The 15687-nt window shown below is 47.7% G+C and carries 12 protein-coding genes; 7 read left to right on the plus strand and 5 right to left on the minus strand.

What is annotated here, in order from left to right; genetic code table 11:
* The first annotated feature begins 19 nt into the window (after nt 1-19).
* The 7 genes from FCS97_RS01210 (at nt 20) to FCS97_RS01240 (ending at nt 7980) form a co-directional block, all read left to right on the plus strand.
* Entirely contained in the window at nt 20-994 is a 975-nt protein-coding gene (locus tag FCS97_RS01210) for a glycosyltransferase family protein (protein ID WP_138515862.1), read from the plus strand.
* The gene (locus FCS97_RS01215; RefSeq protein WP_138515864.1) at nt 991-2178 is read left to right on the plus strand and encodes a hypothetical protein; all 1188 of its coding nucleotides are present in this window, start codon (nt 991-993) and stop codon (nt 2176-2178) included. The genes FCS97_RS01210 and FCS97_RS01215 overlap by 4 nt, the downstream gene beginning before the upstream one ends.
* A 68-nt stretch (nt 2179-2246) precedes the next feature.
* A complete protein-coding gene (locus FCS97_RS01220) occupies nt 2247-3467 on the plus strand; it encodes a hypothetical protein (protein ID WP_138515866.1) in 1221 nt (406 codons plus the stop codon).
* Entirely contained in the window at nt 3464-4501 is a 1038-nt protein-coding gene (locus FCS97_RS01225) for a polysaccharide biosynthesis protein (RefSeq protein WP_138515868.1), read from the plus strand. Before FCS97_RS01220 ends, FCS97_RS01225 begins: the two co-directional genes overlap by 4 nt.
* Before the next feature lie 5 nt (nt 4502-4506).
* Nucleotides 4507-5640 (plus strand): UDP-2-acetamido-2,6-beta-L-arabino-hexul-4-ose reductase, encoded by a 1134-nt coding sequence (gene wbjC / locus FCS97_RS01230; protein ID WP_138515870.1) that lies wholly within the window; start codon nt 4507-4509, stop codon nt 5638-5640.
* A gap of 4 nt (nt 5641-5644) precedes the next feature.
* The gene (gene wecB, locus FCS97_RS01235; RefSeq protein WP_138515872.1) at nt 5645-6781 is read left to right on the plus strand and encodes a non-hydrolyzing UDP-N-acetylglucosamine 2-epimerase; all 1137 of its coding nucleotides are present in this window, start codon (nt 5645-5647) and stop codon (nt 6779-6781) included.
* Nucleotides 6778-7980: a glycosyltransferase family 4 protein gene (locus FCS97_RS01240; RefSeq protein ID WP_246065688.1), complete on the plus strand. Its 1203-nt coding sequence runs from the start codon at nt 6778-6780 to the stop codon at nt 7978-7980. The genes wecB and FCS97_RS01240 overlap by 4 nt, the downstream gene beginning before the upstream one ends.
* On the opposite strand, the gene FCS97_RS01245 is transcribed toward FCS97_RS01240, so the two are convergent.
* From FCS97_RS01245 to FCS97_RS01265, 5 genes are all read right to left on the minus strand, one after another.
* Nucleotides 7961-10804 (minus strand): YjbH domain-containing protein, encoded by a 2844-nt coding sequence (locus FCS97_RS01245; RefSeq protein WP_171035119.1) that lies wholly within the window; start codon nt 10802-10804, stop codon nt 7961-7963. The genes FCS97_RS01240 and FCS97_RS01245 overlap by 20 nt on opposite strands.
* Complete coding sequence (locus FCS97_RS01250) at nt 10801-11457, minus strand: YjbF family lipoprotein (protein WP_138515876.1); 657 nt, start codon at nt 11455-11457, stop codon at nt 10801-10803. Before FCS97_RS01250 ends, FCS97_RS01245 begins: the two co-directional genes overlap by 4 nt.
* Nucleotides 11458-11563: 106 nt before the next feature.
* Complete coding sequence (locus FCS97_RS16600; protein ID WP_212746422.1) at nt 11564-11869, minus strand: hypothetical protein; 306 nt, start codon at nt 11867-11869, stop codon at nt 11564-11566.
* A gap of 124 nt (nt 11870-11993) precedes the next feature.
* Nucleotides 11994-13202: a GumC family protein gene (locus FCS97_RS01260; protein WP_138515878.1), complete on the minus strand. Its 1209-nt coding sequence runs from the start codon at nt 13200-13202 to the stop codon at nt 11994-11996.
* A 12-nt stretch (nt 13203-13214) separates the two neighbouring features.
* Nucleotides 13215-15614 (minus strand): SLBB domain-containing protein, encoded by a 2400-nt coding sequence (locus FCS97_RS01265; RefSeq protein ID WP_138515880.1) that lies wholly within the window; start codon nt 15612-15614, stop codon nt 13215-13217.
* Nucleotides 15615-15687: the final 73 nt, after the last annotated feature.

The raw sequence follows: 15687 nt of genomic DNA on the forward strand, positions 1-15687 counted from the left end.
AATATTTAGCAGAACATAAATGAAAGAAACAGAAAATAAAAAGACAACTGACGTTCTATTCATTACGCGAAAATCTGGCGTCGGAACGGAATGGAAGTTAGCAAAAGAAATATATGAAATCAATTCAACTAGAATGAGATTATTCGAATATGACTCGAATTTATTAGAAACAATTAAAGAGATACAAAAAAATAATATTATTCTATTTCACCAACCGGCAATATACTCTACGGCATTAATAATAATTTCCAAAATAATGAGAAAAAAATGTGCATGCCTAATCTGGGATTCATACCCCGTTATCATAAACAAAAAACGTTACGATGAAAGACTTATACGCAAAATAGCAGACGCTGTAGAAAACTCACTTATAGCACTCTTTAATATAAAAATAGTTCCCACCCACGATTTTCTAGCCAGATACCCTGACGCTAAAAAAAAGTATTTTTTTCCAATAATTAAGAAAAAAATTAAAAAACACACGAGAAAAATACAAGACGTAACCCATATCCGCATACTATTTGCAGGACAAATAAATGCAACAAGGGATCTCTTAGGTAGCTATCAAGAGCTTTCACAAAAACTTGAAACTTCATTTGAACTAATTATATGCTCAAAAGACAAACCGAGCGAACAACTACTAATCAGCCCGAACGTCCAATACCTAGGACACCTTAATGATAGTGAACTCCGGAGATTAGCCGACACCTGCCATTTCGGCCTAGTAAGTATGAACCTATCATTTGCAGGCCCCGGACTACCCTCCAAAACATTTGAATACATAAAACAAGGACTACCTATTTTATATTATGGGCCGCACCTACAATCTTACATAGAAGCAATCGAAAAATCTGAAATCGGCATAATAATCACAGAGCATTTAATACTAGAAAATACTTACATAAAAAAATATCAGAATATCACATCAGAAAAAATCTCCATATTTGAATCAACACTAAAGAAAAACGACGAAAAAAGCATCGACTATATATGAAAAATACAACTAAAGCCGCAATTGTAGTCGTAGCATTCAACAGGGAGGAAAGTCTATTCAGAACCCTGAATGAAATACGAACAATTGACCTAGACGATGATTACGTTGATTTAATTATTAGCATTGATTACAGCGAAAAACAAAATACAGTAAAGAATATAGCCACAAACTTTAAGTGGTCAGCTGGAAAAAAGAAAATAATCACTCATCCATTAAATTTGGGATTACGAACTCATGTTATGCTCTGCGGAGAGTTTTCGCTATCATATGATTTTATTATAATGCTTGAGGACGACATTACTCCATCGCAATCCTCATATAAATTTACAAAAAAGGCTATAAAATTTTACGCATCCAGCAAAAACATAGCTGGTATAGCATTGTACAGCCCAAGAATTAACGAATTTGCCCACAAGCCCACCTCATTCACTCCTGCAAAATCAGGAGCCGATGTGTTTCTAATAAAAACCGCACAGTCATGGGGACAAGCATGGTCAAAAGAAATGTGGCAAGACTTTGAAACATGGTACAAAGGTAAGAAAGATTGTATTGAAATGCTAGATTATCAAGCTCCGAAAAAGCTAAAGGGTTGGCCCCAGTCATCATGGAAAAAAATATTTAATATATACTTAATTGAAACAAATAAATACTTTTTATATCCATACGATTCACACTCGTCAAATAACTGCGACCGAGGATTTCACAACAAGGATGAGAGCACATTATTTCAGGTTGAGCTATTCAACGGGACCAAAGACTATATATTCTACGATCAAGAAAAACTGTATAAATACGATCAGTTTCTTGAAAGAGAAAATCTTAATTTCTATATTAATGGCTTAAAGAAGCGGGTCATATTTGACACGTACGGCACTCGAATACAGACAAATCACATCGAAACTGATATTGTAATAACCATAAAAAACTTAAAAACACAGGAAATTGACAGCTACTCATTAAACCTCAAACCCCCAGAGATGAATGTGATTCTTGATCGAAAAGGACGCACCCTCAAAGCTTATCACATTACAGATGAGGTCGTTTTCCCGAATTTGTCATTTAAAAATCTATATATTATCTCGCAGTACTATTCCAACAATCACTTCATTTTGAATTTAACCTCAGGATTCGCAGGACTCTGGATCTATATAACTCGGAAAATTCTTTCTTTTTTTAAATCTTAGGTAAAACATCTTTTGAATATTCAGAATTTCGCACCAACACGACATCCGTATAGAGCAAATCCGCCAAAATGATCAAATTCCTTCGTACATGGGTGTTAGGAATAACTATTTTAGCGCTATTTGCACCTAATACCACAACTCTAATCGAGCGAATAGTTGGAATCGTTTTTATTGTATTTTTATTACTTCCCGTCTTTCTCATCAAAGACAATCCAGCCAAGTTTGACTACTTAGTGGTTGCACACAGATGCAAGAAATGGCATTTTACTCTATTAATTACTTTACAGTTTATATTTGTTAACTACTCCTCCCTATTCTATACAGGAAGCAGCACACTAGATATTCTTTCACTAACCTTAAGTAATGAAAATGTCTACGGCATCTATCAGCAATATTTTTCGGAATCCAACATTGGAAACTTCTCGCTTGACAAAATACCGGCAATCCTATCTACATTTTTCTTCAAATTCATATTTCTTTTTATATGTTTTTCCAAATTGAAGACTGAAAATCGCAAATTTGAGTTATTTTTCGTAATATTATCCGCCCTCATTTATTCGTCATTTGCCCTTTCAAGAGGTACGTTTTTTGAAATCTTCGAAGTCTGTATCGCTTTAATATTTAGATCTGTTCTTTTCTCCAAGAATGAGTTTAAATTTATTTCGCCATCGCGCCTGCTGTTTGTCGGCATATTAATTTTTTTATTTTTTACAAATACCTTGAGAAGGTTTGAGGGTGTAGAAGAATATTTAGCTAACTCATGCATCACCGAATCATTTTGCTTTGATTCAAAATTTTATTCCTTTCCCGGATCCTATTTTATTTATATATTGTCGACTTATTTTTCAATGGGAATTTTCTTTATATCAAAAGTAGTTCTATGGATGATCGAGGAAAACATTTTTATCGCTTTCCCACCTTTCCTACTTAATAGCTTTGCTTTTTCCTCCAATTATGGGCTTGTGGAAGGCATGTGCAACAATCTTTTCGTATGTAAAGGCGTTTGGATTCCGGAAGCATTGGTGATGCTTCAGCTACTGGGTATCCCTCTTCTATTCTTTTTTACCTGGATTGTATTGGCTCGCATCAAAACTATCGAGCGAGCCCTCGGTTCGCAGCTTGGCACCATTGGCCTTATAGCGATGTATTATCTCTACATATTTATTATTTCTTTACCAGTAGGTCGATTTTGGTCGGTTTCATCCGCTAACATCATAGGAACGATAGTTGTAGTTTTAATTTTTTTCCTCTGTCGAGTGTTTTCGTTTCGTTTAAGGACATTGAGATGAGCTCTTTTTTCACCAAAGGTAGACTGTTAGTTACTGGCGGCACCGGCTCATTCGGTAACGCCGTTCTACGTCGCTTTCTTGAATCTGATCTTGCTGAAATTCGTATCTTTAGCCGCGACGAGAAAAAGCAAGACGACATGCGCAAGAAGTACAACAGTCCCAAATTGAAGTTTTATATCGGAGATGTACGGGATTATCAATCTGTACTCAACGCTGCCAGGGGGGTTGATTTTATTTACCACGCAGCAGCGTTAAAGCAGGTACCGTCTTGTGAATTTCATCCGCTTGAAGCTGTTAAAACCAACGTGTTAGGCACTGAAAACGTACTTGAGGCAGCCATTAGTTGCGGCGTAAAACGCGTTGTGGTTTTAAGTACCGACAAAGCCGTGTACCCAATCAATGCCATGGGCATTAGTAAAGCGATGATGGAAAAGGTTGCTGTTGCAAAATCTCGCAGTAGCAACAGCACCGTAATCAACGTAACCCGCTACGGCAACGTAATGTGCTCTCGCGGTTCTGTCATACCACTGTTCACCAACCAGATTCGCGCTGGTCAGCCCATAACAATAACCGACCCCAACATGACCCGGTTCATGATGACTTTGGACGACGCTGTTGATTTGGTGTTATTTGCTTTTGAACACGGCCAGCCAGGTGAAATTTTTGTGCAAAAGGCACCCGCCGCTACAATTGAAGTGCTTGCGCAGGCACTTACCAGTTTATTGGGTGCCCCCAAGCACCCAATCAATGTAATCGGAACGCGCCATGGTGAAAAGCTGTTTGAGGCATTGCTAAGCCGGGAAGAAATGGTGGCTGCTCAAGATCTTGGGCAGTACTACCGCGTCCCCCCCGATCTGCGTGATTTAAACTACGGTAAATACGTTGAACAAGGCGAGATAAGAATTTCTGAGGCCGTAGAGTACAACTCGCACAATACAACTAGACTGGATATTGAAGGCATGAAAACCCTGCTGATGAAATTGCGCTTTATGCAAGCCACGGTGCGCGGCGAACACGCCGAACCCGAGGAGTAAACAAAATGCCCCAAACCACCCGCCGCGTATTAGTAACTGGTGCAAACGGGTTTATTGGCAAAAACCTGCAGGTCCGACTTGGTGAACTACCTGGGCATACTGTTAGCAGCTTTGTGCGTGGCGACAACCCCGACACTTTGCCCAATCTGGTGGCGCAGGCAGATGCGATAGTGCACCTGGCTGGTGAAAATCGCCCGGCAGACGAAAGTGCCTTTGAAACTGTTAATGCTGGGCTTACTGAAACGCTTTGCAAAGCCATTCAAAACGAAACCAATTCCACGGGCCGGCAAATTCCCTTGGTTTTGGCATCGTCCACACAAGCAGAACGTGACAACGCCTACGGGCGCAGCAAGCTTGCCGGTGAACAGGCTGTTTACAATCTGGCCAAAAACACGGGTAACCCCGCAATCATATTTCGCCTACCCGGCGTGTTTGGCAAGTGGTGCAAGCCCAATTACAACTCGGTTATAGCCACCTTTTGCCACAACATTGCGCGGGGCTTGCCAATACAAATCAACGACCCCAACGCCAGTTTGAGATTGGTGTATGTGGATGATGTAGTCGCTGCACTTGTCGACGCAATTCAATGTACGTCCATGGGAGCATCGCAACGCCAGGTTCAACCTGAATACGAATGTACTTTGGGCGATTTGGCGGCTCAAATTAAAGCGTTTGACAACTGCCGCACCAACCTGATTACCGAAGCGGTGGGTACTGGGTTGGTTAGAGCCTTATATGCAACCTATGTAAGTTACCTGCCTGCTGATAAATTTTCCTACTGCATACCGCAACACACTGACCCCAGAGGTACTTTTGTTGAAATGCTGAAAACACCCGATTGTGGGCAGTTCAGCTATTTCACTGCGCACCCGGGAGTGACACGAGGTGGGCATTATCACCACTCCAAAACTGAAAAATTTTTGGTGATCAAGGGTGAAGCCTTGTTCAGGTTTCGCCATCTGTTAAGTAACGAACTGCTTGAAATACGCACCAATGGCAAACAACCCCAAGTGGTAGACACCATTCCCGGCTGGGCACATGACATTACCAACATTGGCAACGATGAAATGATCGTGATGCTTTGGGCCAATGAAAACTTCGATCGCGAGCGGCCCGATACCATCGCAAGCAAGGTTTAAAACAATGACAAGACTTAAAGTGATGTCGGTCGTGGGTACACGCCCGGAAATTATTCGATTGTCCCGTGTATTTGCTGCGCTCGATGTGCACTGCGACCATACTCTGGTGCACACCGGCCAAAACTACGATTACGAATTGAACCAGATTTTTTTTGATGATCTGGGTGTGCGTAAGCCGGATTATTTTTTAAACAGTGCCGAAGGCAGCAGCGGAGCTGCCAACACCATCGGCAACTTGATTACCGCCGTGGACGGTGTGCTGGCTCAGGTACGGCCTGAGGCCATGCTGGTGCTTGGCGACACCAACAGTTGTTTAAGTGTAATTCCAGCGAAGCGCCGGAAAATTCCAATATTCCACATGGAGGCAGGCAACCGTTGCTTTGATCAACGCGTGCCCGAGGAAACAAACCGCCGAATTGTGGACCACACAGCCGACATCAACCTGACTTACAGCACAATTGCCCGGGACTACTTGCTACGCGAAGGTCTGCCACCCGATCAAATCATTAAAACTGGCAGCCCCATGTACGAAGTGCTTCATCATTATTTGCCGCACATCAAAGCATCCAAGGCGCTAAAGACACTGGGCTTGGAAGCGGAGAAATATTTTGTAGTCAGTGCGCACAGGGAAGAGAATATTGAGTCTGAACAAAGCTTCAGCAAACTCGTGAATGTATTGAACACCGTGGCGGAAACACACAACTTGCCCGTGGTTGTTTCAACCCACCCGCGCACACAAAAACGGGTTGATTCCACAGGTGCCACATTTCATCCACTCGTGCGGCTGCTAAAACCCTTGGGGTTTCATGACTACGTAAACCTGCAAATACAGGCAAAGGCGGTGCTTTCGGACAGCGGTACGATCAATGAAGAATCATCCATTCTTAACTTCCCGGCATTAAACCTTCGTGAGGCCCATGAACGCCCCGAAGGCATGGAAGAAGCTGCGGTAATGATGGTAGGCCTGGAAGTGAACCGTGTACTGCAAGGGCTGGCCATTCTGGAAACTCAACCCCGTGGTGACACACGTTTGCTGCGACTGGTTGCCGACTACAGCGCACCGAACGTAAGCGACAAAGTAGTGCGCATTATTCACAGTTACACCGACTATGTTAACCGCGTGGTCTGGAAAAAGTATTGAACCAAAAGCCCATGCAGTTGGTACTTGTTGCGGATACATTTCCGCCTTTGCGCACTTCCGGTGCTGTGCAGCTACGCGATTTGTCACGTGAGTTTGCGCGGCAGGGGCACCAGCTTACTGTTCTGCTACCGGCGCCCGGCCAGCAAACGCCTTGGCAACTGGAGCAGTTTGATGGTGTGCAGGTGTTGCGCCTTAGAGCACCCAAAACCAAAGACATAAGCTACATTCGCCGAACACTGGCTGAACTGCTCATGCCGCTGGCCATGCTGCGCAACCTGAAGCGAAGCCCGCTGGCAAACTGCAAATGGGAGGGTGTGCTGTGGTACGCACCGTCCATTTTCCACGGGCCCCTGGTCAGTGCCATCAAACAATCCAGCAATTGCAAAAGCTACCTGATTATTCGGGACATATTCCCGGAATGGGCTGTGGACATGGGGCTGATGGGTCGCGGGCTGCCCTATCGTTTTTTTAGTGCGGTGGCGCGTTATCAGTATTCAGTGGCCAATGTAATTGGTGTGCAAACACCGGGCAACAAAACCTACTTTGAACAATGGCAACAACAGCCAAACCGCAAACTGGAGGTGTTGCAAAACTGGCTTGATGAACCGAAACAAAAAAAATGCTCAATTCAAGTCGATGAAACAACACTGAAAGGGCGGACAATATTTGTTTACGCCGGGAATATGGGTGTGGCACAAGGCATGGATATTCTGCTGGATTTGGCCGAAAAGCTGCTGGCAAACACTGGCGTTGGATTTCTGTTTGTTGGGCGCGGCAGCGAGGCAGCAAGGTTAAGGTTGGCCGCACAAACACGACAGCTGCACAACATCGTATTTTTTGATGAAATAGACCCAGACGAAATCCCTGGCCTTTACGCGCAATGCAGCGTGGGCATTGTTGCTTTGGATTACAAGCACAAATCGCACAACATACCCGGCAAGTTTTTAACTTACATGCAAAGCGGATTGCCTGTGTTAGCCAATATTAATGCTGGTAACGATCTGGCTCAAATCATTCGGGATGAACGTGTGGGGCAAGTTTGCGAGAGCAACTCTATCGACGAGTTGCTTCAGTTGTGCAGCATTTTGCTCGACTCAATCCAAACGGATAACAAATTGCCAATCCGTTGCAAACAATTATTTGAACGTGAGTTTTCAGTGCGCAGAACCGTGCATCAAATTACGGCAGCGCTGATTTAAATTGCAAAGTCCTCGGGCTTCTCACGCTCGTTTCTTCAAACAGGCTCAAAGCCCTTCTCAACTTCGCACCACCATCTCGCGTTACCTGCACCCAGTTAAAGCTGGCATCGCCCGGTACGGTGCTGCTAAACAGCGCATCAAAAGGCACACGCAGGTAAATGCCTTTGTCAAAACTTCCTTCACCAAAATCTTCAGCCGACACATTGGTTTTACTGGCGTAGGCACCAATTTTCACGCCGTTGTCAAACACACGTGAAAGGTCTACCGTAACGCCTTTGTCCCCAGCCAAATATTGGCCCACTGAAACCGTGGCCAGTATGTCTTCAAAACCAGTGTCCACGTAAGCCGTAATGTGGCCGGTGTTCACCGTGTAATTTCTGAAATCAAAGTCTTGTTCAAATGCACGCTGTTTTACGCGGTTGGCATCTACCCCCAAGGCCCAACGTGAATTCATGGGGCGGTACAGGTATTCGCCGCCCACGCCGCCAAACATGCTTTCCAAATACCCGCCATACAAGCTGTAAAAATGGTTTTGTGATAGCTGGCCCACATGGTTAAGTTGCAAGTTGCTCAGTTTGGTGTCGGAGGCTGTTGAATACTCGCGGAAATTGGTACGCACAGGCGGCAAGTTGCTGGTGCTGCGTTGTGTAAACTTGTCGAATGTGCCGCCCAGTACATGGTCTACACGGCCAGTTATCCAAGTGCTGTTTGTTAATTCAACTTCGCCCCTGGCATAGGCTGTAAACTGAAACAGGTAGCCATTGGCACCACCAAAGGTTTGATCGTAACCCAAGCCAACAGCGCCGTTGTACCAGGGGTCGTAATCGGTGTGCAACGGTTTGTAGGCGTAGTTATTGGGCTCAACGGCCACTACCGAGCCGCCGTTGGCGTGCTGCTCGTTTTGCTGCTCAGTTTTCAATACTGGCAGCTGGGTTTTGTCTTCAGCCCATTTGTTGCGGTCTACTACATGTTCTGCAATTTCCGCGCCTCGGTTTTGGTAAGCAAAGCTAAACCAGTTAATGCCTTCTGCCACGTTTTCATGTAGGGCTGCGGTGGCTTTGTCCACAGCCTTGGCTGGGTAGGTAACGTCGGCATTTTTAACGGTAAGCTGCACTTCACTGCCACGTTGTTGAACGCTTTCAACATTCCAGGTGGTTTGCTCTTCCACCAGCTTTACGGTTTTTTCCCAATTGGTGCTGGCAGGGCGTGGGCCTTGCGTAACCACCACAGGTTTGGGGTCAGTTATTTTGGGCACTGCATACTTGCTTACATTCTCTTTAAACGACAAGGCAAAGCCCATGGTGTTGCCGCGTTGTACGCTAACGCTGAAATCGATGTAATCATTAATGCGGTACACCGCACCATAATTAACATTGGTGGTTTGTACCTGCGGGTTGTTCAGTGGTTCGTTGGTATAGTCGTTGCCATCCAGTTCCACTTTAAAAATCAAATCATGCCAGGGGGTTTGCCACTCAACACCGCCGAACAGTGCGGCTTCGCCACGAAAGTAAGCACTACTGTTGGCCTGTCCACCAACCCCAACATCCAGCTCCGGACGAGTGTCAAATTCATCGCTTATAAAGCCTATTGGGTTGGATATGCCGCCCCCAGTGGCCATGTTGCCAAAGCCCAAGCCAAGGGTGAAGTCGAACTGGCCCGCACGTTTGTTAGCCACAAAGTATTCGCTGGAAAACAAACCAGTGCCGCCAATGTCGCGAAGGCCCATAGCCACCTCAGGCAGGTAGGCAGTCTCATCCAACAAACGTACCTTCAAGTCCACGCTTTTGTCCTGGTATTTGCGATCGCCACTAAAATCGAACCGCCCAAAACGGCGGTTGGTAATAATGGAGTACCGAAAACCCGCTTCCAACCATTCAAAAGGCTGGTAAATAAAGGAATAGCGGGAATAAGGTTCAACCCGGCTGGCAGTAATGCTAATAGTGCCCTCTTCTGCCATTCGGGCGCTGGGCATTTGCAGCAAGCCTACCGTGCCCCAATCGCTGCGGGTGGGGCGCACCGTGTAATCAAAAGGTGTATTGCTGGCCGGTGTAATAGTTTCCGCGGGTGCTGCCACAACTTGTGCGGCCTTATCGGTTTGATACGCACCCTGGGTTTGCAAAAATTCGACCAGTTGCAGGCTTTCTTGCTCGGCCCAGCCACTACCGCGTGTGGGGGCCCACACCCATGCACCTGGTTGTGGCAAGGTTTGTTCAGTTTGGTTCCACAGCCCCACGTTCAGCTTGTGTACTTCTCCAGTGGGTTGCACCAGCCAAGCATGGTCAAAACCTGCGCCAAACTGGTACCAACTGCGTTTTGGAAAGCATTGCTGCAAATAGGCAATTACCGACACCTGCGGCTTAAACTCAGCCACACACTGCCCACCCGTGCCCAGCACGGCAATGTGGTTGGCTGTGGGTTGCAGCACTACCGAATCGTTGGCTTGCAACACCGGGTCCAGGTGCATTTTGGCGGCCATTTCATGACCATCTTGCGTGGGCAGCAGTTGCCGGCCTGTGGCAGGCAAACTTTCCACCAATGGTTTTAAATAAGCAGGCACTTTGCCTGTGGGCTGCATGCCAAGCAGCGTAATCAGTTGCGTTTTTTGAAGTGCTTGCTTGTTGTACAGTTCAGCACGCTTTAACAGCATGCTGCCCAGTTGCAGGGTTTGCCCTTCGCCATTGGTGGCGCTGCCGGGCAATAATTGCTCGCGCATAAGCAGCTCTGAAAGGCGCTCGCCCTGCTTTGGCGCGTATATGCTTTCCGCGTGGGCCCAACCAAACTGGGCAATTAACAAGGCCAGGGCTGCGGTTGTTTTAAGTTTCATGGCTGGGTTGCTGGGTTGGTTCGGTGCAGCCATTCAACGCAAACACTGGGGGTAAGGCATTGGCTGCCGTACACGGGGCTTCCGTTGCTGGCAAATGCATGCAGGCTGTAAGGAATTTCACTGTTGGGCAGCGGTACTTCCTGAAACCACACCAAGGGTTGCCTGCCTTGTTGCGCGGCTTCTAAAAGGCGTTTGCGCAGCACGCTGTTGCCCGTGTTTACAGATGATTCAGGCACCGCCTGAAAACGCAAGGCCACAGTTTTATTAAAAATTTGTTGATCGGGCTGGCTGTAAGTTTTGCTGGTGGGCAATTGCACCGCTTGCTGGTTGGGGGCGGCCCAAGTGTATTCAGTGGTGCTTATGGCGTTATTAACACCGGTAACACTGACCAAAAAACCGTTTTGCAGCCGCAGCAATTCGCGTTGTGAATCGTACCAGGTTTGCACTGGGGGCTGCTGCTTGGGCGTGGCCACGTAGCCCAGCACCATCATGGCTTGCGCACCAACCGTGTGCGCTTCCAGGTACTGCAAATTGGGGTTCATTTCAAACTGCTCAAACCGGTACGGGCTTGGCGAACCCACCGCCTGAATCATGTCGTATGCAGCTTTGAAGTTGCTTGCACATGCACTTAGGCCAAGGCTGGCAACTAGCAATACAAGAAGGCGATTAAATTTGAGCACAGTGGGTTTTTATACAAATGCGAATGGGTTGGGCGAAAAAAAACGCCCCCTGAAAGGAGGCGTTTTTAGATACGGCAGCTTACTGTGACTGAGAAACAGACACGGGGGCATTGTTGTCGTCGTTAGAAACAGCGATAACAGTACCCAAAGCAGCAGCAACACCTACCGCACCGGCAACGCCCAAGCCACCAGCAGCAGCGCCAGCACCAGCCGCGCCGGCACCTGCACTTGCGCCTGAACCAGCACCAGCACCTGCGCTTGCACCACCGGAGCCACCACCAGCACCACCGGCCTGACCACCAGAAGCAGCTTCACCAGTTTCGGATTGCGCAATTGCAACACCGCTGAATACAACCATTGAAATTAATGCCAAAAACTTTTTCATATCCAATCTCCCTAGGGATAAACAATTACCAAAAGCGCGCAAGGTAAAACTTACAACAAAACCCGCGTTAACACCACCCCATATTTAAAGGGCGATAGTTTACTTACAACACCCGGCTCAACACTCAACCACGCAGGCGCCAAGCTTTTTTCAAGGCCTGAAGGCGAGTGGCCGACTCTTCATCACTACCTGCCTTGCGCATGGCACCTTTCATCAAGGCAATTAACACCGCCAAAAAGCCGGCGGCCAGCACACTTAACACCACAATCAGGGCACGTTTAGGCTTGCTTTTACGCTCGGGCACAGTGGCCATGTCCAGTTGCTGCACATTGCCGCCGTCTTTGGCTTCGTCCACTTTGGCCAGCTCAAACTGCTTGGCCATAATTTCAAACACGGCTTCCTGGTATTTCACTTCGCGCAAAGCGCGAACGTATTCAAGCCCTTGCTCGGGCAAATTGCCCGCAGACACCAGCCCCAATTCACCACCCGTGCCGCCTTTGTCCAGCTTCTTGAGTTCAGCACGCAGGCCGTTCAATTCAGCCACCACACGGCGGTAGTCTGAATTCTCGGGCGTGGCAAAGGTGCGCATTGCGCTTAGCTGCACTTCCCGCTGGGCAATTTCGGCACGCAGGCGTGCCACGGCCTCAATGGTGGCCTCGGCCTGGCTTTTCAGTTCAACCAAACCGGTGCGTTCTTGGGTTTCTTTAAGCTTTACTTCCGCCGCAGAAAGTTCCTCTTTCGACTTTGCAAACTGATCTTCAAAAAACTGACGGCGTTGCTGTGCTTCGGTAACTGCCACGCGGGTCATAAGGTCTTTCAACACCGCGTAATAGGCGTTGGCCATTTTGGCAGCCAGCTCGGGGTCTTTGTCGTCGACCTCGATGGTAATCAAGTTCGATTTTTTATCACTGCTCACCCGAACCACTCCATCCAGCGTTTTGTAAACATCTGAGCGCAGTTCGGCCTCGTAATATTCAACCAAGTTAAATTGATTAATAATTTGGTCTTTCGCACTGCGGCTTTGCAGCATGGCAATAACAGTGTCGGCTGTTGTTCCACCCGTGCTAATACCAGCCAAACCAGCCAAACCACCCAAGCTGGCCAAAGCAGCCGCTGCGCCACCGCCGCCACTGTTTTGTGGAGGCAGCAGTGTGGTTTTTGCGGTAAATATGGGCGTTAGAAACAAGCTGACCACAATGACCACAATGCCAACCACAAAGGGCAAGCCGAAGATCAGTTTTTTTTCTTCGCCCAGGGTGGTGGCCAATTCAACCAGGCTGATTTCATCGTCGTCGTAATCGCCAACTGGCTGGGAATCAATATTCGAATTCATGCGTATTTCTCGTTAATCCTGAATGGCGTTAACCGCTGCTGCACCCAAACCAACCTGGTAGAAAATTTGGGAAATGTCGATTAGCGTTTTGGTGAGCGATACACGTTCGAAGTCTTCAGGCACATAAATGGCGTCGCCAGGCAAAGCACGTTTGCCATACAAGCCACTAACGAAAGGCAACCAGCCTTGCTGCGCACTGTCTACCGTGCCATTGGCGCGAATTACAAAAATGGAGCCATCGTCTGCGCCCTTTGCCGCGCCACCGGCCAATCCCAAATAGTCAAACACAGTGTTACCCGATTCGAACGCATACACGCCCTGGCTGTACACCGAGCCCAGCACCGCCACCTGGCCGGGTAGCGAGGGAATGGACACCACATCGCCATCGACCAACAACAAAGGCGGCAATTCAGCAATAGTTTGCGCATTCGGTTTAATGTCGAGAACCACGCGGCCTTCGGGTTTCATTTTCCGCAAACGCTCGAGGTACGCCCCTTGAATTTGGGCTTGCTTTTGGGCGTTGGCGGCATCGCCAGCGGAAATTGCTGAGGCCGCATTGCTGGCTTGGGCTGACACCAACATGCGTTCAGCCTGCTCCAGTGCTTTTTGCTTTTGCTGTTCTTGCTCAACTGCGATGGCCCGGCGAGTTACCTTGGTGCCAAACAGGTAGGCGTCTTCAGCCAAACCACCCGCTTTTACAATCACATCGCGCAGCGATTCGCCCGGGGCAATTTGATAGTAACCGGGGGCTTTCACTTCGCCAGTTACCTTGATTAAGGCAGTTTGGCGCGAGCGGGGAATTTGGGCATCGTTAGCACCGAACACTGTGACCACATCGCCCGCCTGCAATTGCATGTTTTGAACGGGGTCGCCAGCCATGGCTTTGCGCAGGTTGAAAGGAATGAGGCGTGTTTGCAGTTCTTGCCTGTCTAGCCGCTCGATAACTGCATAATCCCAGTTAATTTGTGAAAGCATGTTCGAAATGGTGTCTTCAACCACTTCAATTTTTTGCTCACCTTCTTCGCCTTGGTCGGTTTTATTGAACAGTTTGGAGTCGTCTGTGTTCAACTGGCTTTGCAGCTTTGGATCCCGAACTGATCGCTCTGCGTCGTCTTTGCTGAATTGAACCAAGGCCCCCTTCTTTTTGAAGTAGCTGTCTTGAATCAAGGCATCGGTATTGGGAATAAGGTCGGCAATTCGCATACCCTCAAAAAACGGGTAGCGCGCAGGTGTGGCCACATTGCCTTTCAAGGTCACTGCGTTGGTAAATTCGCGGCGGGTTTGGAACAGGGTTACAATGTCGCCGTCTTTCAGGGCCGCCTGGTTTAAAGCGCGGCTGTAGCTAAGCTGCTCTACCGCACGGGGCGCCTTCGGGTTGTCGGTGTTGAAACCCTCGATAAGAACAGAGTCTTGGCGCAGCAAGGTACGGTCGACACCGGAAATTTCGAGAATATCGTTCAGCCCTTCGCCGGGCTTTAGTTCAAATATTGCGGCGGCGGGGCCAGCCACGTTCAGTGCCACACGTGCACCAGCCTGACCGATAAAGATTACGTCGCCCGCTCTAAGTTTACGGTCATTGTTCAACTCGCCTTTGCGAAGCAAATCGTACAGATCGAAGGTGGCCACAGTAACACCACCACGTTTTAGCTGCACATTGCGAAAGCTGCCGTTGACACCGGGCTGTGCCACAGAAAACACCACCGAGGCCAAAGTGCTAGTGCTGCTTACTGTGTGCATGCCGGGAGCCAATGCCTGACCTGCCACATAAATGCTGACACCACTTAACTTGCCCAGGGTGGCGCTTAGGTTAAAGTTTTTGTAGTACTTGCTGATTTCAGCAGTGAGGAATTGATCCAGATTGCGAGCCCGCACACCGGCCACGGGGAAGGTGCCCACTGAAGGAATGGTGAGCTGACCGTCGCGATCGACCACGGCGGTGTGGTTCACATCGATAGCGCCCCACACCCGCACCAAAATTTGATCACCCGCGCTAATTTCATAGTCTGCGGAAACGGGGGTGTTTTCAGCTTGCGTTTGTTTTAAGTCGACCTTGAGCGCAGATGTGCCAAATGGATAAAGCAACTTGCCGGTGTTTTCAAACACAAAGCGCTGAAACAGGCTAAGTGGTCGATTGGGCAAAGGCTGCGCCTGGAGCGGTGCTTCAACTGCACCCTGCGCCACATCTCCTGAGCTTGATTCCGAATTGACTTTGCCAACAAGCCCCTCACCCACATTCGAAGGCAGGTTATTGGGCTGCGCATTCAAACGATCAGTATTTGAACGGTTAAGTTGTTGATCATTTACAAAACCTGCCAAACCAAGCGGCACTTGGGCAAATGCGCTGCCGCTGGACACCAGTGCAACACAAACCAATGCAAATCGGATCTTTTGGCCGAAAGCTGATAGAAACATCGTTTAACTCTATTAATTGAAATTACCGGTCAAGGCCACAATTGGCCAGTTGGATTTAAGGTTAGCAGAAAGC

It is taken from the genome of Limnobacter alexandrii (genome assembly GCF_005871185.1).
In the GTDB taxonomy this organism is placed as follows: Bacteria; Pseudomonadota; Gammaproteobacteria; order Burkholderiales; family Burkholderiaceae_B; genus Limnobacter; species Limnobacter alexandrii.

Bases quoted from the DNA above. Each gene is read 5' to 3' on its own strand.
- FCS97_RS01210 (WP_138515862.1), top strand. From the start codon at position 20: ATGAAAGAAACAGAAAATAAAAAGACAACTGACGTTCTATTCATTACG.
- FCS97_RS01215 (WP_138515864.1), top strand. From the start codon at position 991: ATGAAAAATACAACTAAAGCCGCAATTGTAGTCGTAGCATTCAACAGG.
- FCS97_RS01220 (WP_138515866.1), top strand. From the start codon at position 2,247: ATGATCAAATTCCTTCGTACATGGGTGTTAGGAATAACTATTTTAGCG.
- FCS97_RS01225 (WP_138515868.1), top strand. From the start codon at position 3,464: ATGAGCTCTTTTTTCACCAAAGGTAGACTGTTAGTTACTGGCGGCACC.
- wbjC (WP_138515870.1), top strand. From the start codon at position 4,507: ATGCCCCAAACCACCCGCCGCGTATTAGTAACTGGTGCAAACGGGTTT.
- wecB (WP_138515872.1), top strand. From the start codon at position 5,645: ATGACAAGACTTAAAGTGATGTCGGTCGTGGGTACACGCCCGGAAATT.
- FCS97_RS01245 (WP_171035119.1), bottom strand. From the start codon at position 10,804: ATGAAACTTAAAACAACCGCAGCCCTGGCCTTGTTAATTGCCCAGTTT.
- FCS97_RS16600 (WP_212746422.1), bottom strand. From the start codon at position 11,869: ATGAAAAAGTTTTTGGCATTAATTTCAATGGTTGTATTCAGCGGTGTT.
- FCS97_RS01260 (WP_138515878.1), bottom strand. From the start codon at position 13,202: ATGAATTCGAATATTGATTCCCAGCCAGTTGGCGATTACGACGACGAT.
- FCS97_RS01265 (WP_138515880.1), bottom strand. From the start codon at position 15,614: ATGTTTCTATCAGCTTTCGGCCAAAAGATCCGATTTGCATTGGTTTGT.